This is a genomic window from Microbacterium sp. NPDC091662, assembly GCF_044756705.1.
Taxonomy (GTDB): Bacteria; Actinomycetota; Actinomycetes; order Actinomycetales; family Microbacteriaceae; genus Microbacterium.
Genome location: NZ_JBIVTM010000001.1, coordinates 2,524,387 through 2,548,278, shown reverse-complemented (window position 1 = coordinate 2,548,278; position 23,892 = coordinate 2,524,387). Strand labels below are relative to the sequence as shown.

The following is a 23,892-nucleotide window of genomic DNA, read 5'->3' as shown; positions in this document are numbered from 1 at the left end:
TCAGCCTGCGGCGGGCGGGGTCTGCTTCGACTCGGCGAGTTCGTCGACGACGAGGCCGCGCTGCTCGATGGTGCCGTTGCGATACGCCTGACGACCCACCATGTGCGCGGAGAGCGGAGCGGTCGCGAACTGCATCAGCACGACGGGGGCGACCAGCACGAACCCCAGCAGGATGCCGCCGATCGAGCGCTGCGACAGGGCGATCGCGATGCAGATGAGCAGCAACCCGAGCACCTGGGGCTTGGTCGCCGCGTGCAGACGTGAGGGCACATCGCGGAAGTGCAGCAGCCCCACCGCCGCCGACAGGCACAACAGCGCGCCGAGCAGGATGAGCACCAGGACCGCCACGTCGATGACGGCATCCGGAATCATGAGACCGAACACGTTCATGGTGTCGTGTTGTCCCTTCTCGCGACGAACCGGGCGACGGCGATCGACCCGAACACTCCGATGGCCGCGATGATCAGGAGCACGGGGATGTTCCGGGTGTGACCGTTGATCGCCATCTCGGCACCAATCACGCACATCACCTCGGTGAGCAGCACGTCGGAGGCGACAGCGCGGTCGAGGATCGACGGGCCTCGCACGATGCGGATCAGCGCGAGCACTGCGGCGATGCCGAACACCACCATGATCAGCAGCAGCAGAATGTTCATCGGGCACCGCCCTTCGTCGATCCGAGGCCCGCGCGCTCGTCGGCCTTGAGGGCACGATACTGAGCGGGGTCGCCGAGCGCACGCACCACGCGTCGCTCCCACCGGAGCACCCCGGCGCGCTGCTTCTCGACGTCGTCGAGGTTCCTGACGCCGATCACGTGCAGGTAGAGGATGCGTCGGTCGCGATCGGTCTCCACGACCAGCGACCCGGGGATCAGCGACGAAACCACGGCGACGTGCGTCATCACCAGGTCGTCGGCGTAGCGCAACGGCACTGCGATGATGGCCGTGCCGGGCTGGCGACGGAAGTCGAACACCTGCACCGTGACCGAGAGGGCACCGCTCAGCACCGCGAACAGGAACTGCACCACGAACAACGCGGCGTACCAGAGGTTGATGCGGCCGGAGAGTGCGACGGTCGGCAGGCGGAACACGCGGGTGACGAAGATCGCGACGACGAGTCCGGTCAGGAACGACAGCACCGTGAACTGGGCCCACAGCAGCATCCAGAGCACCACGAGCCACGCGAGGAACGGCAGCTGCACGCGGATGTCGCGCCAGAGGTGACGTCGGGTGTCGCGCGCCATCAGCCCACCTCCTCTTCCAGCTGCACGAGGCTCACGGGCTGCAGCAGCGCGGCACCGATGCGGTCGCAGAGGGCGTAGAGCGGGCCGGCGAAGATCGTCAGCGCCAGCGTGACCGCGACCATTCCGCCGGTTGCGACGGTCATGATCTTCGGGATGCGACGACGCTCCTGCTGCTCATCGGCTGCGGGCGCGTTGCCGAGGTACGAGATGCGTCCCTCGGTCTCGGTGGAGTCCTCCTCCTCGCGCCAGAAGGCGAGGTTCCAGGCGCGCATCAGGGCGTACAGCGTCAGCAGCGAGGTGACGATTCCGCCGAAGATCAGCACGATCATGATCGGTGTGCCGACCGATGCCGCCGCCTCGAAGAGGGCGAACTTGCCGATGAAACCCGAGAAGGGCGGCAGCCCACCGAGGTTGATCGCGGGCACGAAGTAGAGGATGGCGATCAGGGGCGCCACCTTCAGCAGTCCCTTGACGCGCAGGATCGAGGTGCTTCCCGCTCGACGCTCCACGAGCCCGACGGCGAGGAACAGAGTCGTCTGTACGACGATGTGGTGCACGATGTAATACACCGTGGCGCCGATCGCGGCGGGTGTGGCTATCGCGAGACCGAAGATCATGTAGCCGACGTGACTGACCAGCGTGAACGACAGGATTCGTTTGAGTTCTGCCTGTGCGACCGCACCGAGCACCCCGACGATCATGGTCGCGAGCGCGATGATCAGCAGCAGCGTGTCGATGCTGTTCGAGGCGAAGAGCTGCGTCTCGGTGCGGATCAGCGCGTACACGCCGACCTTCGTCAGCAAGCCGGCGAACACCGCGGTGACCGGGGCCGGTGCGGTCGGGTACGAGTCGGGCAGCCAGAACGACACCGGGAAGATGGCGGCCTTGATGCCGAACGCCACCACCAGCATCAGGTGCAGCACCAGTTGCGTCTCCTGCGGGAGCTCCGACATCCGCTCGGCGATCTGGGCCATGTTGACCGTGCCGAGCGCGCCGTAGATCATCGCGATCGATGCGAGGAACAGGATCGACGAGACCAGCGAGACGACGATGTAGACCGCGCCGGTGCGGATGCGCGACTCGGTGCTGCCGAGGGTGATCAGCACGTACGACGCGACGAGCAGGATCTCGAAGCCGACGTAGAGGTTGAAGAGGTCACCGGCGATGAAGGCGTTGAAGATGCCGGCCGCGAGGATCAGGTACGAGGGGTTGAAGATCGAGATCGGCGTCTCATCGGTGCCGTCTGCGGCTCCCTGGCCGATGGAGAAGAGGAGCACGGCGAGCAGCACGATGCTGGAGACGAGCACCAGGAGCGCGGCGAGCCTGTCGACGTAGAGCACGATGCCGAAGGGGACGGGCCAGCCGCCGACCGACACCGCCAGCGGAGCACCGGAGTCGACCACGACCAGGAGTACGGCGGCGATCACCGAGACCGCGGCGAGGGTGGCCACCGTGACGACGACCTGCAGGCGCGCATTGCGCCCGAAGACGAGGGTGACGGCGGCCCCGAGCAGAGGCAGTGCGACGAGGAGCGGGACGAGGGCGGTCATGGCCTGCCCTCCTGGTTCTCGTCGTGGTCGTGGGGTTCGTCCGGGCGCGGTTCACGGCCCTCGTCCGAGTGTTCTGACGGTTCTGAGGGTTCGGAGGGTTCGCTCCCCCATCCGGTGGGCGCGTCGAACGGCGCATCGTCGTGGATCGAGGGGTGATCGCGCATGTGCAGGACCGTGATGGGCGCGGTCTGCACGCCGACGAAGTCGGTGGTGGCCTCGTCGTCGTCGGTCTCGGACTCGTCGTCCATGAGGTCTTCGTCGGCGTCGGTGCGCTCGCGCAGCGCGATGTCGGCCTCGTCGTCCTCGACCGTGTCGGCCTGGCCCAGTTGCCAGGAACGATAGATCAGGGCGAGCAGGAAGGCCGAGACCGCGAACGTGATGACGATGGCGGTGAGGGTGAGCGCCTGCGGGAGCGGATCACTCATCTCCCCTTCCGTGCCGAAGAACGGGGCGTTGCCGGGAACGCCCATCACGATCAGGAGCAGCAGGTTCGTGGCGTTGCCGAGCAGCAGGAAGCCGATCAGCACGCGGGTCAGGCTCCGCTCCAGCATCGCGTACACGCCGCACGCGAAGAGGATGGCCATGATGACGATCAGGGTGAGGGAGACGTCCATCAGCTGCTCCTCCCGCCGCGGGAGAGGAATCCTTCAGGACCCGGCGTGGTGCGCAGCGCCGCCTGACGGTCGACCTCGGCGCCGAGGCTGCGCAGCACGTCGAGGACGAGCCCGATGACCACGAGGTACACGCCGACGTCGAAGATCGTCGAGGTGACGAACTCCATGTGTCCGATACCGGGGATCTCCCACTCCCAGAAGGTGCTGGTCAGGGGCGCGAGGCCGAAGAACAGGGGCACGACCGCGGTGCCGACGGCCAGGATGAGGCCGGTGCCGAGCAGTCGTCCCGCGTCTGTGGGAGCGGCAGCGCCCAGCTCCCAGCGCCCGCCGGCGATGTAGCGCATCACGAGAGCCATACCCGCGACGAGCCCCCCGGCGAAGCCGCCGCCGGGCAGGTTGTGGCCGGAGAAGAGCAGGAAGATCGACACCACGATGATCGTGTGGAACAGGATGCGGACGATCACCTCGAGCAGGATCGACCTGTTCTCGGGTTTCATCTTCTGACCGCCGACGAGCCACGCCCGCGGGCTGCTCTCGTTCTCGGATGTCTGGAACCGGATGCCCTCGGTGGTCTCGACGAGCGGGCGGCTGCGGGCGGCCTTGCGCGTCGCTCGAGGGAGGTTCTTGGTGGCGGCGAGCAGGTCGGCACGGTGCGTGACGAACACCAGGGAGGCCACACCGGTCGCGGCGAGCACGAGCACCGAGAGCTCACCCATCGTGTCCCAGCCGCGCAGGTCGACCAGCGCCACGTTGACGACGTTCTTTCCGTGGCCGATCTCGTACGCGAGCTTCGGGAACGCCTCCGAGATCGGGTCGGCGACACGCGACTGCGTGGCGACGACGGCGACGAAGGCCATCGTGACGCCCACTCCGATCGCCAGCAGTGCACGGGGGATGCGTCCGACCGAAGCGTTGTGCTCACCCATCCGTGCCGGAAGACGACGCAGCACGAGCGCGAAGGTCACCATCGTCACCGTCTCGACCAGGATCTGTGTCAGCGCGAGGTCGGGAGCGCCGCTCGTCGCGAACAGCACGACCATGCCGAGTCCGGTGACCGAGACCAGCACCACGCCGGTGTAGCGCTTCTGCGCACGGACCGCGAAGATGCCGGCGATCGCCATGATCGGTGCGACGACGATCTGCGCCGGGGTGTGCCAGAGGGACAGGTTGTACCGATCGATGTCGCTCGCGATCAGGGCGGTGACCTCGGCGGCGACGAACACCACGAAGATGGTGCCGACATAGACCGGCAGTGAGCCGCGCTGGGTGAGCGTCGTGCTGAGCACCGAGAGACGGTCGACGCCGCGCATGACGAAGTAGTAGACGTCGGCCGCGGTGAATCTCAGGATCCGGGCCTTACGGTCCCATCCGGTCCTGCGGGTGAGCAGGAAGAGCCCGATACCGAGCAGGATCGACAGGATCGAGATGCCCAGGGCGGGCTCGAAGCCGTGCCACAGGGCGAGGTGGCCAGGACCCTCGACAGCCTCGCCCGCATGGTCGAGCCCCGGGGTCGCGGTGAGGGCGTATCCCTGCAGGGCCGTGTCGAGCGCTGGGGCACCGATGCCCGCGGCGATGGTGACTCCGGCGAGGATGATCGGTGCCGACAGGAAGCCCACCGGCGGGTCGGGCCATGCGGTGTCTGGCAGCTGCTGTCCGTGCTCGTCGCGCTTCTTCCAGAACGCGCCCCAGAGGAAGCGCACGCCATATGCCGCTGTGAGCATGGATCCGACGATGATGCCGATGAGCGCCACGAGGCCCCAGGGAGAACCGCCCTGGGCGTCGTCGAGGAGAGCGGTGAGCGTGGACTCCTTGGCGACGAACCCGATGGTCGGAGCGATGCCGGCCATCGAGGCGACCGAGATGAATGCCGCAGTCGCCATGACCGGCGCCTGCCGGCCGACGCCGGAGAGCTCATTGATGTCTCGGGTGGACAGTTGACGGTCGATCACACCGACGATCAGGAACAGTGCCGACTTGAACAGCGCGTGCCCGATGACGAGCGCGAGACCCGCGAGTGCCGTCGCCTGCGTGCCGTAGCCGACGACCACGGCGAAGAAGCCCAGCTGGCTCACGGTGCCGAAGGCGAGGATGCGCTTGAGGTCGGTCTCGCGCAGCGCCTGGATGCCGCCGAGCAGCATCGTGAGGATGCCGAGGGTGACGACGATGGGACGCCACGTCGTGCTGAACGCGAAGATCGGTGCGAAGCGGGCGATGAGGTAGATGCCGGCCTTCACCATCGCGGCTGCGTGCAGGTACGCGCTCACCGGCGTGGGCGCGGCCATGGCACCGGGCAGCCAGAAATGGAACGGGAACAGCGCCGACTTGCTGATGGCACCGATCAGGAGCATCACGATCGCGGCATCCACCAGGGGTCCGCTGGGCGCGATGACGAGGATCTCGCGGATGCTCGAGGTACCGGTGTCGACCACGAGCAGCACGACGCCGACGAACATCACGAGGCCGCCGAGCGTCGTCACCAGCAGAGCCTGCAGCGCCGCACGACGACTGGCCGCTCGGCGACGGTAGTGACCTATGAGCAGGTACGAGAGGATGCTCGTGACTTCCCAGAACATGACGAGGATCACGAGGTCGTCGGTCAGGACGAGGCCGTACATCGCGCCGGCGAACCCCAGCAGCACACCGGCGAACTGACCGACTCCTGCCGAGTCCTCGTAGAAGTACCAGCGGCAGTAGAGGAGAACCAGCGCCCCGACGCCCGTGACGATCAGGGTGAGCACCCAGCCGAGCACGTCCATGTTCATGGAGAGGTTCAGACCCAGCTGCGGGATCCACTCGACCGACTCGAACGGCACGGGTCCGTCGAGCACCTGCGGCGTCATGACGAGTGCGTGCACGAAGGCGGCGGCCGGAACGAGGGCGGCGATGGCGAAAGCCTGAGCTCCGAGCCAGCGCACCAGAACGGGCATCAGCAGCGACCCGAGGAGGAACACAGCGAGGAGCATCAGCATATACGCGGCTCCCTCAGGGCTCGTCGGCCATTTCGGCACAGGCGGGCGGGTGTCAGACCAGTTTACCGGCGCGAGAGGTTCCTGAGGTCCACGTTTGCACGATCGTGCGAGAGTAGCCCCATGCGGCGGGTCTGGGTTCGAGAGCTCGCGGGCTGGTCGGGGGCCTTGGCCGTGGCGATGATCACGACGGCGCAGGTCGCTTCTTCCGCTCGCGCCGAGCTGCTGTTCCGTGACGGAGATTCCCTGATCGTGGGCATGTTCGCGAGATCCGTCCTCTCCGGCGCTCCGCTGGATTGGGCGATGTCCAGCGTGCTGTTCCTGCCCGAGTCCGCGGTGTTCGCAAGCCTCGACGCCGTGCTCCCGCTCGACGTGAACGGATTGCTCACGGTCAATGCCGTCATCAACATGCTCGCGCTCTACGGCGCGCTCAGACTCGTCGTCGGTCGCCGACGGGACGACACGGCACCGGTCATGTGGGCCCTCGTCGGGCTCGGGGCCTTCGGCCTCCTGGCGATGACCGATGTCTCGGGATCACGAGATGCCCTGGAGCTCGCGTCACTCCTGCTCACGACCACCTACTACTCGGCCACAGTGGTCGGCGTCGTGCTGTCGGTCGGCCTGGTGCGGCGGGTGATCGATCGCGTCGCCGGTGGCGCGGGGCTCGTGATCGCACTCGGGGCGACCGCCGCCGTCTCCACGCTCTCGAATCCGCTGTTCGCTGCCTGGGCCACGATCCCGATCACTCTTCTCCTCGCCCTGATGCTCATCCGCTCACCCCGCCGCACCCGCACGGCGATGCTCCTCGTCGTCCTGGTCACCGGCACCGCACTGGGGTTCCTCGGTCGCATTCCCCTTCGGGCATGGATCGCGAACACGGGAGCCGGCTACGTCCAGCCCGAGCGGTGGACCGAGTCGGTGCGCTACTACGGAGCCCTCCTCACCGACCGCATGGCGACGCCCGCCGGCATCATCGGCGTCCTGATCGTGAGCTCCCTCCTCGTGCTGGCGATCGCACGCACGGTACGAGCGGGCGACGCCGGCGCGCGGTTCGTCGCGACGGTCGCGTGGGTCACGCCCGTGCTCGTCGCGATCGGCGCGATCGCTCTCGGCACGCACGCCGCTCGGTACCTGCAGCCGCTCGCCTTCGCGCCGGTGTTCGCCCTGGTGGCTGCTCCCCGTGCCTGGCGAGTGTCGATGCGTACCGGTTCGCTCCTCGCTGCGGCCGCCACCGTGATGCTCCTGATCGGTGGCGCCTTCAGCGCCCCCCGACTCGCCGCTGCGAGCGCCGCCCCCGACCCCGATCTCGTGTGTGTGACCGACTGGGTCGACGCCTCGGGCCGCGTGGGGGCCGGCCAGTTCTGGACGGTTCGCCTGCCGAAACTGCATCTGGCCGATCCCGCCCGTCTCGTGCAGGTCGATCATGAGCTCAACGGCTACGCGTGGCTCGTGAACCGAACGGACTTCGACGTGGGCGAAGTGTCATTCCTCGTCGAAGATGCGCAGACCGTCCCCTGGCGCCTCTCGACATCGACGGCCCCTGACGAGGTGATCGACTGCGGGCGCTACCGCATCCTCGATTTCGAGGAGAGCAGTCTGCCGCTCGGTCCCCAGCGCAGCTGAGAAGGGCTGCCGCTCAGCGCGGGACGGGACCGGTCGTCGTGCCGGCGCGGAACACGCAGGTGAGGTGCTGCGTCTCACCGGGCTCACCGCGGAGCATGCGGGCAACCTGCTCCCCCGCCGCGCGACCCTTCTCGACCGCCGGCTGCACGCTGGTGGTGAGGGCGAGATCTCCGAGGCCGTCGAGCGGGATGCCGTCGAATCCGGCGACCGAGAGATCCTCGGGCACGCGGAGACCCAGTTCCTCCGCCGCTCGGATCACTCCGACCGCGAGCAGGTCGCTCTGGGCGAGCACGGCCGTCGGGCGGGTGGCAGGGTCGGTCAGGAGCATCCGTCCCACCAGCACCCCTTCGTCGATGAGGCTGCCGGACGCCGAGATCGCCGGCGCCTCGGGGAACACCTGACGCATCCCCTCGAGTCGATGCACCGAGACATCGACCGTCGCGTTCGCGATCCGCTCGGGGGTCACGGGCCCCCGTTCCCGTTCGCTGTCGAGCGAGAGCGTGACCAGCGCCACGTCACGGTGGCCGAGGTCGTGGACGTGACGGGCGACGTCGGCGGACGCCGCGACGTTGTCGAGCGTGATGCGGGGGATCTCCTCACCGGCGTCGCCTTCGATCACGACCACCGGCAGGCCGCGGCCGACGACGACTTCGAGCGACGCCTTCGTGCGTCCCGAGCATCCGATGAGGACGAAGGCGTCGACGGGCGCGTTCGTGATGGCCGCCCCCTCCTCCCCCGGTTCGTCGCGCATCAGGAGGATGCCCGCGCTGAGGTCGGCGAGACCGTCGGTGAGGCCGTCCATCATGGCCGTCGTCACCGGATCGAGGAACGCAGCGCGCAGGTGCCCCTCGAGAACGACGGCGACGATGCCACTGCGCCCGCGACGCAAGGATGCCGCGCGAGGATCCGGGCCGGCGTAGCCGAGGTCGGCTGCCGCGGCGAGCACGCGCTCCCGCGTGGCGGCTGCCACGTTCGCCTTGCCGCTGAAGACGACCGAGGCCGTGGATGTCGCCACGCCCGCCTCACGTGCGACGTCGGCGATCGTGGGCCGACGCGGCGTCTCCTGACTGCTCATACTTCGAGGATAGCTCCCTTCGCTTCCCTTCGGTCGAATCGATTCGATAGGCTGTCCGGCATGGAAACAGCGCTCTCCCGTTCGCAGTTCGTGCGCTGGCGCGCCGCGATCTTCGCCATCTTCCTCGCGAGCGGCCTGTCGATCGCGACCTGGGCGTCGCGTGTGCCCGGGATCAAGGAGGCGCTGGGACTCGACAACGCCCAGGTCGGCCTCATCCTGCTCGGCATGGGCGCGTCGTCGATCATCGGCATCTCGACGGGTCCCGCCGTGATGGCGCGCCTGGGCGCCCGCCGGGGCATGCTCCTGACGATGCTGACCTTCGCATCCGGCATCACGCTCGTGGGCCTGGGGGCCAACGTCTTCGTTTCCGTGCCCCTCGTGATCGTCGGCATGGCGCTCTTCGGGTTCGGCAACGGATCGGTCGACGTGATGATGAACGTCGAGGCCACGGCGATCGAGCAGCAGATGGGCCGCACGATCCTGCCGGTCTTCCACGCGTTCTTCAGCTTCGGCACGGTCATCGGCGCGGGAATCGGCGCTCTCGCGGCGCAGCTCACGATGAACGTCGCCACCCACGCCGCGATCATGGGTGGGCTGATCGCCCTGATCGCGGTCATCTGCTTCTTCCAGGTGCCCTCGCGCGAGGCCGCCCTCGATCCGGTGACACATGAGAAGCCCGCCTTCCGCGCACGCATGCACACCGCACTCGAGGCCTGGCGCGAGCCGCGCACCTATCTGATCGGCGTCGTCATGCTCGGCATGTCGTTCGCAGAAGGCGGCGCCAACGACTGGATCGCACTCGGCACGGAGCAGGGTCACGGCTTCGCCGAGGGCACCGGAGCCGTCTCGCTCGCCGTGTTCTCGGTCGGCATGACCGTCGTGCGGCTGCTCGGCGGGCCGCTCGTCGACCGCTTCGGGCGCGTCCTGGTGCTGCGCATCCTCGCGGCGACTGCGGCATCGGGCATCCTGTTGTTCATCCTCGCGCCCACCTTCCCGCTCGTGCTGGTGGGGGCGGCGCTCTGGGGCATCGGCGCATCTCTCGGCTTCCCGCTCGGCATGTCGGCGGCGGCAGACGACCCGGCGAAGGCCGCGGCACGGGTGAGCGCGGCGGCGACCATCGGCTACATCTCGTTCCTCGGCGGACCTCCCGTGCTCGGGGTCATCAGCGAGCACATCGGCCTGCTGAACACCCTGTTCATCCTCGTCGCGCTGGTGGTGATGTCCGGATTGTTCTCCGGCGCTGCCCGTCCGCTCCGCGACGACGAGAAGACCCCGGTCACCACGACGGCACAGGTCTGACGCCGGCAAGGGCTGCGGCTCAGTCCTCGCCGCCGCGGACGAGCGCTGCCGCGTGCGAGCGGCTGCGGGCACCGAGCTTCGTCAGCACGTTGGAGACGTGCGTCTTGACCGTGGGCACCGAGATGCGCAGCCGTGCGGCGAGTTGGGCGTTCGACCACCCCTGCAGGATCCCGTCGAGCACTTCCTGCTCCCGAGCCGTGAGATCCGGGAGCGCTGCCTGACGCGCCCCGGGCACAGTCGGCGGCGTGTTCTCGGCGACGGCGGCGAGCGCACGTCGGGTCACCCGCGCATCCAGCGCACCGTCACCCGCAGCGACCGCACGGACGGCCTGCCCGAGGGTGGGGGCGTCGACCGTCTTGAGGAGGAAGCCGACGGCGCCGGCACGGATGGCCCCGAAGACGAGGTCGTCCTCGTCGAAGCTCGTCAGGACCAGGACGTCGCCGAGACCGCGCTCGACGATCTCCCTGGTGGCCGAGATCCCGTCGCGCCCCGGCATCCGCAGGTCCATGAGCACGACGTCGGGGCGCAGCGCTGCGGCATTGCGGACAGCGACCTCGCCATCCGCGGCCTCCCCGACCACCGTGATGCCCTGCGCCTCGAGCATGATGCGCAGGCCCGCTCTGATCGCGCCGTGATCGTCGGCCAGCAGCACGGTCGGGGCCGTCATGCCCTCGCCTCCACCGGGATGCGCCCCTCGACCGCCCATCCGCCCGTGGTCGGTCCCGCGGAGAAGGCGCCGCCCAGCGCGCCGACGCGTTCCTCGAGCATCTGCAGCCCCCAGCCCTCGTCGCCATGCGCGGCCGCGCGGCTGGCCACTCCACCATGCGAGCGCACCTCCACCCGCACCTCGGCATCCTGCTCCTGGACCACGATGTCGACGACGGCACCGCCCGCATGGCGGATGCAGTTGTTCAGGGCCTCCCGCACGATGCGTATGACAGCCTGCTCGCGTCGCGCGCCGACGTCCCCGACGTCCTCGACGTCGAGGTGCACGACGAGCCCCGCCCGCTCGGCCTCCCGCACGATTCCGCCGAGATCCGCCCAGCGCGGCGTGGCTGCGAGAGTCCCGTCGCCACGACGGAGCACCGAGATCATCGATCGCAGCGCGCCATGGGCGTCGAGGCCCGCATCGCGCACCGCCTGCAGGGCTTCTCGATCCCTGGCCCGGTCTGGTGCCGTCGACAGCGCAGCCTCCGCGCGGATCGCCATCGCCATCACATGGCCGGCGACCACGTCGTGCAGTTCTCTCGCCATCGCCTCCCGCTCCCGCTGCACCGCCTCGACGCGGTCCCGTTCCGCTGCCGCGGCGGCGTCCTCCGCACGCTGACGGTGCAGCTCGGTGAGCTCCTGGGCCTGGGAGACGGCCACCGCCCACCAGTAGTCGGTGCCGAAGATCGCACCGAACTGCACGCCGATGAGGAAGGCGACGGCGAACGACACCTCGGTGAAGCGCCAGGCGGCGAGGAAGAGGACGATCGTCGATGCCCCCAGCAGGATGAGCAGCACCCGCCTCCCCCGCGGACCAGCCAGGAACGCCGCCGTCCACAGCACGTCCAGCAGCACCACGAGGGTGCCGATACCGCCGACCGTGAGCAGATCGACCACGAAGAGGAGCGTGACCAGCACGAGGACCGTCACAGGCATACGCCGCTTCAGGAGGGCGAGCGCGCAGGCGGGAAGCGCGAGGGCCAGCGCCCACCACGGCGAGACGGGGTCCTGAAGGATCGAGAAAGGACCCCAGATGCCGCGGAACCCGAAGCCCGCCATGACGACCGCGAGGATCGCCATCCCGAGCGGATCCGCCCACCAGCGGTGCCGGCGGTACCAGGCTCCGAACCCGCCTTCGACCTGCTCGTGCATGCCCTCATGCAACCACGGCGTGCGCGCTCGCGCATCCGACGAAGGGATGAGGAAGCCGAAAGAGACGATACTTTCGCCCGATCCGCAGCTGACCCCGTTCCGTGAACGTGGAGCCATGGAACTCTTCGGCGGGCTGCCGCTTCCCCTCTCCCTCGCGCTCCTGGCGCTGATCGATGGGCTGAGCGTCGGCACTCTCCTCATCCCCGTCTTCCTGCTCCTGCATCCGGGGCGGGTGCGCGCCGGACGCATCCTGCTGTATCTGGTGACGATCGCCGCGTTCTATCTGCTCGTCGGTCTCCTGTTCCTCTGGGGGTTGGTGAACCTCGTCGACGTCGCGTCCGATTTCCTGGCCTCGCCCGCCGGCCTGATCATCCGCCTGCTCGTCGGAGGAGCGCTCCTCCTCGCGGCCTTCGTGATGCCGACCGGCGACAAGAGTGCCGAGACCGCGTCGACGAGCCCCACGTCGGGCGCCACCACCCCGCAGATCTCGCCGTGGACGGGGATGCCGACCGGGTCGGACGCGGATGGCACCTCGATGATGCCGCCACCGCCTCCGGCGACCGCGGTGGCGGCAGACGCCGCCCCACGCCCCGGCCGCATCACCCGATGGCGGGAGCGGCTGCTCGATCCGCGCACCCGCGGCACCGCCGTGATGGCGGTGGCGATCGCCGCCGGGCTGGTCGAGATCGCCACCATGCTCCCGTACATCGTCGCGATGACGATGCTCGCGGACGCGGGGATCGACACTCCGCTGCGTGTGCTGTCGCTCGTCGGATACTGCGCGCTGATGATCCTGCCCGCGGTCGTGCTGCTCGTCCTGCGCCTGGTCGCCGCTTCCCTGGTGCAGCGGCCTCTCGAACGCTTCGCCGTCTGGATGCAACGCACCGGCGCCGAGAACACCGCCTGGATAATCGGCATCATCGGATTCCTCATCGCCCGCTCCGCCGCCACCGAGCTCGGTCTCTTCCAGGCGATCGGGTCGTTCCTCGACCGATGACCGCCGCGCCCAGGGCCTGCGACCGCGCAGCACCCCCGACGAAGTAGGCTCGACGGGTGCGTCTCGTCATCGCCCGCTGCTCGGTCGACTACACCGGTCGGCTCAATGCCCATCTCCCGCTCGCCACGCGTCTGCTCGTGCACAAGGGAGACGGGAGTCTGCTCGTGCACTCCGACGGCGGCAGCTACAAGCCGCTGAACTGGATGAGCCCGCCGTGCTCGCTCTCGAGCGAGACCCCTGGCGAAGAGGAGGCCAGTGCCGGCGTCGTCGAGGTCTGGCGCGTCACACACAAGAAGACCGGCGATGCGTTGCGCGTGCAGATCTACGAGATCATCCACGACACCTCTCACGAGTTGGGAATCGACCCCGGGCTGCAGAAAGACGGTGTCGAGGCCGACCTGCAACGGCTGCTCGCCGAACAGGTGGAGCGCATCTCCGAGGGAGCGACACTCGTCCGCCGCGAGTACCCGACGGCCATCGGACCGGTCGACCTGCTGGTGCGCGACGCCGACGGCGCCGCGATCGCCGTCGAGATCAAACGCCGCGGCGACATCGACGGCGTGGAGCAGCTGACGCGCTATCTCGAACTGCTCGGTCGCGACCCGCATCTCTCCCCCGTGCAGGGCGTCTTCGCGGCGCAGGAGATCAAGCCCCAGGCGCGAGTGCTCGCCGAGGATCGCGGTATCCGCTGCCTGGTGCTCGACTACGACGACATGAAGGGCATCGAGTCGGGCATTCCCCGCCTGTTCTGAGGCATCGCCTCTCAGCGCGCGGCGATGAGCCGGGGCGTCGGCCCCTCGAGGCGCGCGATCGCGATCTTCACTTCGAAGATCTGCTGTTCGATGCGATCGAAACGTGCGTCGGACTTCGTCTCCATCGCGTCGCTCCGTGCATCGAACTTCACGTCCTGGGCATCGCATCGGGCATCGATTTTCGCGTCTAGAGCATCGCACCGCGCATCTATTTTCGCGTCTAGAGCATCGCACCGCGCATCGAACTTCGTCTCCATCGCGTCGCACCGCGCATCGAACTTCGTCTCCATCGCATCGCACCGCGCACCGAACTTCGCCTCCATCGCATCGCACCGCGCATCGAACCGCGCATCCTGCGCCGCGAATCGCGCGTCCATCCGATTGACCATCCAACCGAAACCACTGATGATCGCGACCAGGAGCGTCATCGCTGTCGCCAGCATCGTGATGACTTCCACCGACACGTACATGCCCCCATTCTCGCCCGCGCATCCGCCGTTGTCACGACCTTATATGTAGACACAAGGTGTCCACATGAGGTGTGAAGAAGCCCTCGCGTTGCACACCTGTGCAGGAAAGGCGGCCATCCTGTGCCGGACCCATAGGCTGGAGAGATGCCTCACTCCCCCTACTCCTGCGTGCTGTGGGATGTCGACGGCACCATCGTCGACGCGTCCGTCGGCATCCTCCGCCGGCTCAACGTCGCGCTGACGCACTTCGGTCGACCGGCGCCGACCCGCGAAGAGCTGGTGCACTGGATCGGTCCGCCCATGTTCCAGTCCTTCCAGGACCAGGCGGGCATGACGCCGGAGCAGTCAGCCGAGGCGGTCGCCTTCTACCGCACCCTCGGCAAGGCCGACGGCTACACGACCGATGTCGCGGCCTATCCGGGCGTGGTCGATCTCATCAACGAGTTGCACGCCGCCGGAGTTCCCCAGGCGACGGCCAGCTCGAAGCCCGAGAACCAGGTCGACGCCCTGGTCGACCACTTCGGCCTGCGCCCCGCATTCCTGACGACGGTCGGCGCGACGCCCGATGAGTCGACCCTCGCCTCGAAGACCGACATCGTGGCCGAGGCCCTTCGTCGGCTGCGCGAGCTCGGCGCCGACACCTCGCGCCCCGTCCTCGTCGGCGATCGGCACCATGATGTCGATGGCGGCAACGCCAACGGCGTTCCGGTGGTCTTCGTCGAGTGGGGCTTCAGCGACTCGCACGAAGGCGATGATGCCGCATTCCGGGTGGCCTCCGTCGCAGAACTGCGCACTCTGCTGCTCGGCTGAGGCGCCGGGCACGTCCATCGGAGCGACATCCGACAGCCCCGAGCGGCCGATGACCGGTGCCGCGATCGCCCTCGTCCACCGCCTGAAAGCACAGAACTCCCCGCCGGATGACGCATCGGGGACGCGATCCGGTGGGGAGTTCGGTGTCTCGCCCGTCTCAGACGGGGCGAATGTTCTCTGCCTGCAGGCCCTTCGGACCCTGCGCCACATCGAACTCGACTCGCTGGTTCTCTTCGAGAGACCGGTAGCCGGATGACTGGATGGCGGAGTAGTGCGCGAAGACGTCAGCGCCTCCGTCGTCGGGGGAGATGAAGCCGAAGCCCTTCTCCGAGTTGAACCACTTAACCGTGCCCTGGGTGCTCATGTACTGCCTGTTCTGCTGGTGAAGAAGCCGACGCAGGGATGCCCCGACATCGCTAACGCTAGTGGAGGAGGCCCCGAGCGGAATAGCCGTTGCGAGAAGGTAATCCAAATGTTGCACGAGCGGCATCCGGCCGTCATCCGGTGCGGGCGGAGGTGCGCGGCGCGTGAGGCGCCCGGAAAATGGTGTGGCCCTCACCGCGGGGGGAGCGATGAGGGCCGAAGACGACCGGAGGGTGCGTCAGGAACAGCTTAGCTCCTTTTTCGAGCTCTTGTCCCCCTTTTGGGGGACAAATCTTAACTTCGGTGCGAGACTGAACGATAGCGGCCCCCTCGAGTAGCCCATTGGGGACTGAACTACTCGAGAGGGCCCAATCGCATGCACGGATCGTCTGCCCCTGGGGTGGGCCGCCGTCTCGTGGGGAGAGACGTAGACGATCAATCCCCGTGTGCATGCACCTTCACCATAGGGGAGGATGCACGCTCTCGCCACGGGCTCTCGTCCGGGCGAGATCGCAGAAGGTCGGGGTACTGATCCCGCAGGGATCGCAGGTTTCGGGAGGAGACGGGACGCACAGCACGGAGGCACCTCCGTCGTCCGGTCTCCCCCGAATCCGCGGGGTGTCATCGCCGCCTGAGCCGGATGCGTCCCTGCGTGATGGCGATGCCCACGATCACGACGACCGCGCCGACCGGCTCGTTCCAGGAGACCTGCTCGGCGAGGACGATCACGCCGAGCATCACCCCGACGACTGGCGTGAGATAGGTGACGGTCGAGGCGTTCGTCGCTCCCCACGCACTCACGATGTTCGTGTTCCACACATAGGCCAGCCCCGTGCCGAGAGCACCGAGCGCCAGCACAGCCACGATGACCGGTGCCGTCAGAGACGCGGGAGTCGTCGCGATCATCGGTGCGAGCGCGAGCATCACCACAGCTCCGAGGCCGACCTGCACGGTCGCGACCGGAATCGCATCGAGACTCAGGGGAGAGACGAACCTTCGCAGATAGACGAATGCCGCTCCGTAACTCGCCGTCGCTCCGAGGCAGGCCAGCTGTGCGAGCGCGGTACCGCCACCGAGACCGCTCCACGGGCCCAGGACGACCAGCACACCGAGGAAGCCCACCGCGATCCCGATCATGCGATCCCGCGTCGGCCGCTCGTTGCGCAGCGCGATCAGCGAGATCAGCATCGTCATGAGCGGCGTGGTCGCGTTGTAGATGCTCGCGAGACCGGAGGAGATACCCTGCTGAGCCCATGCGAAGAGCAGGAAGGGAACGACGCAGAGCAGCAGGCTCACGACGAGGAGATGCGCCCATACCCTGCCGAACGCGGGGAGCGGATGACGACCGATCAGACAGATGAGCGCCAGCGCGACGGCGCCGGTGACGAGACGCCCGAGCACCACCTGCGCCGGCGACAGGCCGTCGAGAGCGACCGCGACGAAGAGGAAGCTCGCACCCCAGGTGAGCGCGAGCAGCAGGAACTGCAGGAGGATGCGGCTCCGCCCGCTCCTGATGCCCTGCCGTGTCTGCGTGGCCATCTGCGTCTCCTCGTTCACCTGACGCGTGCGCGCCTCTCTCATCGTCGACGTGCAGCACCCTTCTGCGCTGGCGGGATTCGGACGCCGCATCTCACGCGACGAACCACCCGCGAGTAGCCTGATCCGGTGACTCTGCTCAACAAGGACATGACACTGTGCATCTCGCTGTCGGCACGGCCGAGCAACAACGGAACGCGGTTCCACAATCATCTCTACGAGGCGCTCGGCCTGAACTGGATCTACAAGGCCTTCGCGCCGACCGACCTCGCGCAGGCCATCGCCGGCGTACGCGGCCTCGGCATCCGCGGCTGCGCGATCTCCATGCCGTACAAGGAAGAGGTCATCGCCCTCGTCGACCGGATGGACCCCTCGGCGAGCGCCATCGACTCCGTCAACACGATCGTCAACGACGACGGCAAGCTCACGGCCTACAACACCGACTATTCGGCGATCGCTCAACTCATCGAACGCGAAGGTCTTGATCGCACGGCCTCGGTGCTGCTGCGCGGATCGGGCGGCATGGCGAAGGCCACAGCCGCCGCCTTCCGCGATGCCGGGTTCAGGCGGGTGACGATCGTCGCCAGGAATGAGACGAACGGACGCGCCCTGGCCGACCTGTACGACTTCGCCTGGACCGCCGAACTCGACGGCGCCAGAGCCGACATCCTGGTCAACATCACACCGATCGGCATGGCCGGGGGCACGGAAGAGCACGCACTGTCGTTCTCGGAAGAGACGATCGCCGCGGCATCCGTCGTGTTCGACGTGGTGGCGCTCCCCGCGGAGACGCCTCTGATCGCCGCAGCTCGCGCGGCGGGCAAGACCGTCATCACGGGGGCCGAAGTCGCCACCCTGCAGGCGCTGGAGCAGTTCGTGCTCTACACCGGCATCCGCCCGTCCGCGGAGCAGGTGCGCGCGGCGGAAGAGTTCATGCGGGCCGGAAACGCCTGATCGGAAGTCCGCGACCTGAGTAACCTGGGCGCATGAGCGCGCCTCGCACCCAGCAAAGAGGCCTGTTCGTCGCGAACACGAACGAGGCGGTCGATCCGACCTGCGCGACCGGGGGACGGCAGTTCCGGAACAACGCGGGGGAGTGACGACGATGAAGACGATCGGGGTACTCGGCGGCATGAGCTGGGAGTCGTCGCTGGAGTGGTACCGGCTGGCGAATGAGCGCGTGCGAAACCTGCTCGGCGGCCACCACTCGGCGCGCATCCTGTTGGACTCGCTCGACTTCGCCGAGATCGAGCAGATGCAGGCGCGCGACGACTGGGAAGCAGCCGGTGCGCTGCTCGCCGACCGGGCACGGGCGCTGGAGGGTGCCGGCGCCGAAGTGCTGGTGCTCTGCACGAACACGATGCATCTCGTCGCCGACCGGATCCAGGCCGCCGTGCGGATCCCCTTCCTGCACATCGCCGACGTCGCGGCAGAGGCGATCGCCGCAGCGGGCGTGCAGACGATCGGGTTGCTGGGCACGGCCTTCACGATGGAGCGGCCGTTCTACGCCGAACGACTCGCCACCCACGGCATCCGCACCATCGTGCCGGACGGGGGCGACCGAGCCGCCGTGCATGCGATCATCTACGACGAGCTCGTACACGGCCGGATCCGGGAGGAGTCCCGGCGTCGGTACGTCGAGGTCATCCAGAGACTCGTCGAACGGGGCGCTGAGGGGATCGTGCTGGGATGCACAGAGATCGAGCTGTTGGTGTCGGCCTCGGATGCGCCCGTACCCGTCTTCCCGACCACCGCTCTGCACGTCGATGCCGCGGTGTCGCTGGCTCTCACGGAGACGGGACACGGACCCCAGTAGCAACCCAGGTTGACACACCAACGCAAGCAACGTAGGTTGACAACCATGGAATCCCTCGACGTAGCGCAGGTCGCCGCCGATACGACCGATCCCCGCGCGGGACTGCGAGCGGTGGCGTCGCTGCGCACGCTCGCCGATGCCCTCGAGCTGCGCCAGGTCGAAGCCGGGCTTCGATCGGGCATGAGTTGGCAGGCGATCGCCGATGCCTTGGGCGTCACCCGCCAAGCGGTGCACAAGAAGCACGCGAGGCGGATCGACCCGACCATCGTCGTCCCCCGGAGGAACGCATGAGCCGGTTCATCCAGGCCGCCTCCACCATGCACACCGTGTCGCTGGCGTCGATGGAGGAGGCCTCGCGGTTCGGGGTGCGCGACGCCGACATCGATCACCTGCTGCTCGCCCTGAGCTTCGACCCGGACACCGGCGGGCAGATCCTGCGCGGCATGGGCGTGAGCCTCGACACGGCACGAGCCGCGGTCGCCGCCCAGCACTCGACTCAGCTGGGGCTCGTGGGGATCGCCTCAGATGCGGACACCAGCCCCGGCCGCATCGTCTTCCACGAGACCTCGGGGTACGTATGGACCGATCGGGCGCTCGCGGTGTGGGACGCGGCATCGAGCGGAGGTCGCCGTGGCGACTCGGCGGCCGTGCTGCGCGCGCTCCTCGACGAGCCGAGCGGTCTCATCGCCGAGATCCTGACACGACTCGACGTCGATCGGGAAGCACTGATCATCCGTGTGGACGAGATGCAACGGCTCGTCCTCGCGCGCGAGTCGACGACCGACAGGAACGAACTGTCCGGCACGCACTCGATTTTCGTCCCTGCACCGATCGACGATGTGTGGGCACTGTTGTCTTCGGCAAGTCGCATCCCCGAGTGGGAGCCGGCCGTGGGCTCCATCGATGCGACCGCCCAGACCGGACCCTGGGAAGCCGAGGCGACCACATCCGCCCCCGATGGCCGACCGATAGCTGTGAAGGACGGCTTCCGCCGAATGCGCGTCGAGCTGGTGGAGAGCGAGGGACCGACGCACGTCCGGTGGCGCTTCTCGTACCCTGATGCCGCGCGGGCGAGCGCCCGACAGATCGCGTTCGACCTCGAACATGCCGCAGGCGGAATGCAGCTCCGGGCGACACTCACGTGGGAGTTCACTCTTCGCCGCCGTAGTCGCCGGGTGCTCCGCCCGCTGTTCCGACCGCTCCTGCGGTTCCTCGTCTACATCCAGCTCACGCAGATCGCGAGTGGCGTCACCCGCGCCTTCCGTTGAGGGCCATGGGTGGGCGCAGCGCGGATGCGCCCACCCATCGCCGAATCGGCTCAGCCCTTCGCGCCCTTGCGAGGCTTGATGAACTCAGCCGGCGCGTTCTTCGCCCGCTTCGCCGCTCGCTTCTCCTTGAGCGAGAGCTGCGGCGCCTTCTTGCTGTCGCGACCCTGGATGGACTTTCCGGACATGGTGACTCGCTTCCCCTTCGGTGGCTGGCGTAACCTCCGACCATAGCCCGGAACCCAGGGAAGTCAAATTGCCTGCTGAACGGGAAGAATTCACTGAGTTGCCTAGGCGCTCCGCGCTCCCAGGAGCCCGTATGCCCCCGGTGGCGACGACGCATGCCGATTGCGGAATGTTCGCCTGCGCCCGCGCGGAGCCGAGCCGGTTTGCTACCCTGGAGAACAGAACAACGACGGAGGACGACCTCCGACGGTGAGACAGACCGGGGACGACCCCGACAGGAGTCTCCCGTGAATCACCCGCCCACCTGGCCGCTCTGGGTGGTCTCCCGCGAACTGCGGGCCGCGCGCGCCACCCTCGTGCTCTGCATCGCTTCCTTCTCCATGGTCAGCGCGGCAGCACTGTCCGTCGGCGTGCGCGGAATCTGGCTCGAACTCATCCTCTCTGCGGGCTTCCTCGCCTGGGCGACCACACAGTGGGTCTGCGTCGAGCGCCGTCGACATCGAGAGTCGGCCTTCCGCCGCGACGTGGAACGCTACATCCACATACTCTCCCGCTCCTCCACTCCGGAGTGACGCCACCGCGGTCGATCGCGAGACCATCCGCCGCGACCGACCGCGTACCATCGGATGCAGTGCGCTGACACAGCGCTGCGGCCGGGACGACCCGCCCGTGGTTATCAGTCGGGGACGGCCCCACCTCGAAGGAGTCCGGCGATGTCACGCACGGAACGGCAACAATTGATCGGCGTCACGGACATCGTCCGCGTCGTCCTGGGATGGGGAGCTTTCGGAGCTCTTCTCCTCCTCCAACCGGTACTGGCACCTCCCGTGCCCGTGCCCGTCCTCATCATCGCGCTCGGAGCGATCATCGCGGTGATCCTCGTCTGCGCTTTCGGCGTCGTGAAGCAGGCCGAGGCACTCGCGCACCGGCTCGGCGACCCCTACGGCTCGCTCGTACTGACCCTGTCGATCGTCCTGATCGAAGTCATCCTGATCTCGGCGGTCATGCTCGGTCCGGGTGAGCATGCGACCATCGCCCGCGACTCGGTGATGGCCGTCGCGATGATCATCCTGAACCTCGTCATCGGACTCGCGCTCCTGCTCGGCGGGCTCCGCCATCGCGGCATGGCCCACAACCGCACCGGCACCTCGGCGTACCTGTCGATGCTCGTCGTGCTCGTCGCGCTCGCGTTCGGCCTCCCCGCCCTCATCGGCACGGACGGCTCGTACACGACCGCGCAGGAGATCCCGATCATCGTGCTCACCCTCGTGCTCTACGCCTTCTTCCTCTACCGGCAGATGGGCGCCCAGGCGAGCGACTTCACCGAGGTCGACCCGCGCCTGCTCGAGACCACGCGGCACCAGGCGAAGGCGGAGGCGGGCGGGGGGATCCGTGAGACTCTCGCCGAGCATCGCACCGAGGTGATCGTGCGCCTCGGGCTCCTCGTGGTGACCGTGATCCCCATCGTGCTCCTGTCGCACGACATGGCGACGCTGCTCGACGACGGTCTGGGACGCCTCGGTGCCCCCGTGGCTCTCGCCGGCGTGCTCATCGCGGGCATCGTCTTCCTGCCGGAGTCGATCACGGCCGTGCGCGCCGCGCTCGGGGGAGAAGCCCAGCGCGTCAGCAACCTGTGCCACGGAGCCCTCGTGTCGACCGTGGGGCTGACCATCCCCGCGGTGCTGATCATCGGCATGTTCACCGGCCAGACCGTGGTTCTCGCGGAGTCGCCGGCGAACCTGCTGATGCTGGGTGTGACACTGCTGCTGTCGGTGACGACGTTCGCGGCGAAGCGGGTGACCGCCATGCACGGCGCCGCGCATCTGGTGACTTTCGCGGTCTACCTGGTGGTTCTCTTCAGCTGATCTCCTCTCGGTGGGAGGCCGCGCCTCCCACCGAGAGGAGGGATTCGTCTCCACGCGAAGACTTCACATCCGGATACATTGGATACCCCTACCCCCTATGGGTATATGGTGATCTCTGACCGGACCCACCGGCACGCACCCTCAGGAGGAACCCATGTCCCGCCCGCCCATCTCCCGAGCCCAGCGCTGGCTCGGGCTCGTCCTCATCGCCACGGCGCAGTTCGTCGTCATCATGGACACCTCGATCATCGGAGTGGCTCTGCCCGATATCCAGCGCGACCTGGGCTTCACTCCGGAATCGCTGTCGTGGGTGTTCAACGCCTACGTCGTCGCGTTCGGCGGGCTGCTGCTGCTCGGCGGACGCCTGGCCGACGTGTTCGGCGCCAGGAAGATCTTCGTGATCGGATGGATCGTCCTCATCGCCGGCTCGCTCCTCGCCGGCGCCGCCACCGACGTCGGAGTCGAGATCACCGGACGCGCCATCCAGGGCGCCGGGTCCGCGCTGATCGCGCCCGCCGCGCTCAGCCTTCTCATGATGCTGTTCGGCGGCACCTCCGACCTTCCGAAGGCCTTCGCCGTCTACGGCGCGGCTGCCCCCATCGGCGGCACGGCCGGCGTCTTCCTCGGTGGAGTGCTGACCGAATACGCGAGCTGGCCCTGGGTGTTCTACGTCACGGTGCCGATCGCGCTGTTCGTGCTCGTCTTCACGGCATCCGCCCTCCCTCGTACCGTGCGCAAAGCCGCCGGCTCGATAGACATCGCCGGCGCTCTCACCGTCACCCTCGGTCTTGCTGCCGTCGTCTACGGAGTCGTCAATGCTCCCGAGGTCGGGTGGCTCACCTGGTGGACCCTGACCTTCGTGGGCGCCGGAGTCGTGCTGCTCGCGGCCTTCTTCGTCATCCAGGCACGCAGCCGGAACCCGCTGCTTCGCCTCGGGCTTCTGCGTGCACCGCTGTTGGCCGCGGCCAACAGCGCCCAGCTGCTCCTCGGAGCGGCGTGGGTGTCGATGTGGTTCTTCCTGAACCTCTATCTGCAGCAGGTCCTCGGGGCGAGCGCGTTCGTCGCGGGTGCCGCGCTGCTGCCGATGACGGGGCTGGTCGTCCTGGTGATGATCGCTCTCGCCCCTCGCCTCCAGGCACGGTTCGGAGCCAGGTCGATGATCGTCAGCGGTCTGCTGATCCTCGCCGGGGGCCTGCTCTGGCTCTCGTTCGTCCGTCCTGACGGCAACTACGCTGCGCCCGTTCTGCCGGCGTCGCTGCTCGCCGCGCTCGGGATGTCGCTCGCCTTCGTCCCGTCGCTGGGGACCGCGATCAACGCCGCACCGCCGATGGAGACGGGCGTCGCCTCGGGACTCGTGAGCACCAGCTACCAGATCGGTTCGGCCCTCGGTCTCGCCGTCCTCACCGCGATCGTCTACGGCATCTCGGGCACGGCGCCCTCGGCGGTCGACCTGACGCGCGGGTACTCCGCCGCCTTCCTGGGGGCGGCGACACTCGCTCTTGTCGGAGCAATCGCCACGTCGATCTGGATGACGAAGCCGCGGGTGCGAAACGAAACCGCCGAAGAGTCCGTCTCCGTCTGACATCGGCCCAGACACCGCGA

At 68.0% G+C, this 23,892-nt stretch carries 25 protein-coding genes; 12 read left to right on the top strand and 13 right to left on the bottom strand.

The genetic code is table 11. The annotated features are described in order from the left end of the window. The 6 genes from mnhG to ACIQLD_RS12445 are packed head-to-tail and all read right to left on the bottom strand — an operon-like array spanning position 1 to position 6,376. A complete protein-coding gene (gene mnhG, locus ACIQLD_RS12470; RefSeq protein WP_402608298.1) occupies positions 1 to 390 on the bottom strand; it encodes a monovalent cation/H(+) antiporter subunit G in 390 nt (129 codons plus the stop codon). Beyond that, positions 387 to 656, bottom strand: a complete 270-nt coding sequence (locus ACIQLD_RS12465) for a monovalent cation/H+ antiporter complex subunit F (RefSeq protein ID WP_021200077.1) — start codon at positions 654 to 656, stop codon at positions 387 to 389. Before ACIQLD_RS12465 ends, mnhG begins: the two co-directional genes overlap by 4 nt. After that, complete coding sequence (locus ACIQLD_RS12460; RefSeq protein ID WP_402608297.1) at positions 653 to 1,243, bottom strand: Na+/H+ antiporter subunit E; 591 nt, start codon at positions 1,241 to 1,243, stop codon at positions 653 to 655. The genes ACIQLD_RS12465 and ACIQLD_RS12460 overlap by 4 nt, the downstream gene beginning before the upstream one ends. Continuing rightward, positions 1,243 to 2,793, bottom strand: a complete 1,551-nt coding sequence (locus ACIQLD_RS12455; protein WP_402608296.1) for a Na+/H+ antiporter subunit D — start codon at positions 2,791 to 2,793, stop codon at positions 1,243 to 1,245. The genes ACIQLD_RS12460 and ACIQLD_RS12455 overlap by 1 nt, the downstream gene beginning before the upstream one ends. Beyond that, positions 2,790 to 3,407, bottom strand: a complete 618-nt coding sequence (locus ACIQLD_RS12450; RefSeq protein ID WP_402608295.1) for a Na(+)/H(+) antiporter subunit C — start codon at positions 3,405 to 3,407, stop codon at positions 2,790 to 2,792. The genes ACIQLD_RS12455 and ACIQLD_RS12450 overlap by 4 nt, the downstream gene beginning before the upstream one ends. Beyond that, complete coding sequence (locus ACIQLD_RS12445; RefSeq protein ID WP_402608294.1) at positions 3,407 to 6,376, bottom strand: Na+/H+ antiporter subunit A; 2,970 nt, start codon at positions 6,374 to 6,376, stop codon at positions 3,407 to 3,409. The genes ACIQLD_RS12450 and ACIQLD_RS12445 overlap by 1 nt, the downstream gene beginning before the upstream one ends. A gap of 120 nt (positions 6,377 to 6,496) precedes the next feature. On the opposite strand from ACIQLD_RS12445, the gene ACIQLD_RS12440 reads away from it, so the two are divergent. Then, complete coding sequence (locus ACIQLD_RS12440; protein ID WP_402608293.1) at positions 6,497 to 7,996, top strand: hypothetical protein; 1,500 nt, start codon at positions 6,497 to 6,499, stop codon at positions 7,994 to 7,996. Positions 7,997 to 8,009: 13 nt separating this feature from the next. On the opposite strand, the gene ACIQLD_RS12435 is transcribed toward ACIQLD_RS12440, so the two are convergent. Beyond that, positions 8,010 to 9,071 (bottom strand): LacI family DNA-binding transcriptional regulator, encoded by a 1,062-nt coding sequence (locus ACIQLD_RS12435; RefSeq protein WP_402608292.1) that lies wholly within the window; start codon positions 9,069 to 9,071, stop codon positions 8,010 to 8,012. Between the two features lie 60 nt (positions 9,072 to 9,131). Here ACIQLD_RS12435 and ACIQLD_RS12430 point away from each other — a divergent pair, with 60 nt between their 5' ends. Further along, on the top strand, positions 9,132 to 10,370 hold the full coding sequence (locus tag ACIQLD_RS12430) for an MFS transporter (RefSeq protein WP_402608291.1): 1,239 nt from the start codon (positions 9,132 to 9,134) through the stop codon (positions 10,368 to 10,370). 19 nt (positions 10,371 to 10,389) lie between these two features. Here ACIQLD_RS12430 and ACIQLD_RS12425 read toward each other — a convergent pair whose 3' ends face one another. Both ACIQLD_RS12425 and ACIQLD_RS12420 read right to left on the bottom strand, forming a co-directional pair. Next, entirely contained in the window at positions 10,390 to 11,037 is a 648-nt protein-coding gene (locus ACIQLD_RS12425; protein WP_402608290.1) for a response regulator, read from the bottom strand. Then, positions 11,034 to 12,230, bottom strand: a complete 1,197-nt coding sequence (locus tag ACIQLD_RS12420) for a sensor histidine kinase (protein WP_402608289.1) — start codon at positions 12,228 to 12,230, stop codon at positions 11,034 to 11,036. The genes ACIQLD_RS12425 and ACIQLD_RS12420 overlap by 4 nt, the downstream gene beginning before the upstream one ends. Before the next feature lie 115 nt (positions 12,231 to 12,345). Between ACIQLD_RS12420 and ACIQLD_RS12415 the strand changes: the two genes are divergently transcribed. Both ACIQLD_RS12415 and nucS read left to right on the top strand, forming a co-directional pair. Continuing rightward, on the top strand, positions 12,346 to 13,227 hold the full coding sequence (locus ACIQLD_RS12415; RefSeq protein ID WP_402608288.1) for a GAP family protein: 882 nt from the start codon (positions 12,346 to 12,348) through the stop codon (positions 13,225 to 13,227). 56 nt (positions 13,228 to 13,283) lie between these two features. Next, a complete protein-coding gene (gene nucS, locus ACIQLD_RS12410) occupies positions 13,284 to 13,979 on the top strand; it encodes an endonuclease NucS (protein ID WP_105668731.1) in 696 nt (231 codons plus the stop codon). An 11-nt stretch (positions 13,980 to 13,990) separates the two neighbouring features. Here nucS and ACIQLD_RS12405 read toward each other — a convergent pair whose 3' ends face one another. Next, entirely contained in the window at positions 13,991 to 14,449 is a 459-nt protein-coding gene (locus tag ACIQLD_RS12405; protein WP_402608287.1) for a response regulator, read from the bottom strand. A 144-nt stretch (positions 14,450 to 14,593) separates the two neighbouring features. On the opposite strand from ACIQLD_RS12405, the gene ACIQLD_RS12400 reads away from it, so the two are divergent. Then, complete coding sequence (locus ACIQLD_RS12400; protein ID WP_402608286.1) at positions 14,594 to 15,259, top strand: HAD hydrolase-like protein; 666 nt, start codon at positions 14,594 to 14,596, stop codon at positions 15,257 to 15,259. 157 nt (positions 15,260 to 15,416) lie between these two features. On the opposite strand, the gene ACIQLD_RS12395 is transcribed toward ACIQLD_RS12400, so the two are convergent. Together ACIQLD_RS12395 and ACIQLD_RS12390 are read right to left on the bottom strand one after the other, a co-directional pair. Beyond that, entirely contained in the window at positions 15,417 to 15,623 is a 207-nt protein-coding gene (locus ACIQLD_RS12395; protein ID WP_017203899.1) for a cold-shock protein, read from the bottom strand. Positions 15,624 to 16,243: 620 nt separating this feature from the next. Further along, on the bottom strand, positions 16,244 to 17,161 hold the full coding sequence (locus tag ACIQLD_RS12390; protein ID WP_402608285.1) for a DMT family transporter: 918 nt from the start codon (positions 17,159 to 17,161) through the stop codon (positions 16,244 to 16,246). 126 nt (positions 17,162 to 17,287) lie between these two features. On the opposite strand from ACIQLD_RS12390, the gene ACIQLD_RS12385 reads away from it, so the two are divergent. The 4 genes from ACIQLD_RS12385 to ACIQLD_RS12370 all read left to right on the top strand — a co-directional run bounded on the left by ACIQLD_RS12385 (position 17,288) and on the right by ACIQLD_RS12370 (position 20,242). After that, the gene (locus ACIQLD_RS12385) at positions 17,288 to 18,112 is read left to right on the top strand and encodes a shikimate 5-dehydrogenase (protein ID WP_402608284.1); all 825 of its coding nucleotides are present in this window, start codon (positions 17,288 to 17,290) and stop codon (positions 18,110 to 18,112) included. A 151-nt stretch (positions 18,113 to 18,263) separates the two neighbouring features. Continuing rightward, the gene (locus tag ACIQLD_RS12380) at positions 18,264 to 18,974 is read left to right on the top strand and encodes an aspartate/glutamate racemase family protein (RefSeq protein WP_402608283.1); all 711 of its coding nucleotides are present in this window, start codon (positions 18,264 to 18,266) and stop codon (positions 18,972 to 18,974) included. A 45-nt stretch (positions 18,975 to 19,019) separates the two neighbouring features. Further along, complete coding sequence (locus ACIQLD_RS12375; protein ID WP_402608282.1) at positions 19,020 to 19,265, top strand: hypothetical protein; 246 nt, start codon at positions 19,020 to 19,022, stop codon at positions 19,263 to 19,265. Next, positions 19,262 to 20,242, top strand: coding sequence for an SRPBCC family protein (locus tag ACIQLD_RS12370; protein ID WP_402608281.1), 981 nt, complete (start codon positions 19,262 to 19,264; stop codon positions 20,240 to 20,242). The genes ACIQLD_RS12375 and ACIQLD_RS12370 overlap by 4 nt, the downstream gene beginning before the upstream one ends. A 50-nt stretch (positions 20,243 to 20,292) precedes the next feature. Here ACIQLD_RS12370 and ACIQLD_RS12365 read toward each other — a convergent pair whose 3' ends face one another. Next, the gene (locus ACIQLD_RS12365; protein WP_402608280.1) at positions 20,293 to 20,427 is read right to left on the bottom strand and encodes a hypothetical protein; all 135 of its coding nucleotides are present in this window, start codon (positions 20,425 to 20,427) and stop codon (positions 20,293 to 20,295) included. Between the two features lie 285 nt (positions 20,428 to 20,712). Here ACIQLD_RS12365 and ACIQLD_RS12360 point away from each other — a divergent pair, with 285 nt between their 5' ends. From ACIQLD_RS12360 to ACIQLD_RS12350, 3 genes are all read left to right on the top strand, one after another. Continuing rightward, entirely contained in the window at positions 20,713 to 20,997 is a 285-nt protein-coding gene (locus ACIQLD_RS12360) for a hypothetical protein (protein ID WP_402608279.1), read from the top strand. Positions 20,998 to 21,138: 141 nt separating this feature from the next. Continuing rightward, positions 21,139 to 22,290, top strand: coding sequence for a calcium:proton antiporter (locus tag ACIQLD_RS12355; RefSeq protein ID WP_402608278.1), 1,152 nt, complete (start codon positions 21,139 to 21,141; stop codon positions 22,288 to 22,290). Between the two features lie 154 nt (positions 22,291 to 22,444). Beyond that, positions 22,445 to 23,872 carry an MFS transporter gene (locus tag ACIQLD_RS12350; RefSeq protein ID WP_402608277.1) on the top strand — a complete coding sequence of 476 codons (1,428 nt, stop codon included), beginning with the start codon at positions 22,445 to 22,447 and terminating at the stop codon, positions 23,870 to 23,872. The last annotated feature ends 20 nt before the right edge of the window (positions 23,873 to 23,892 follow it).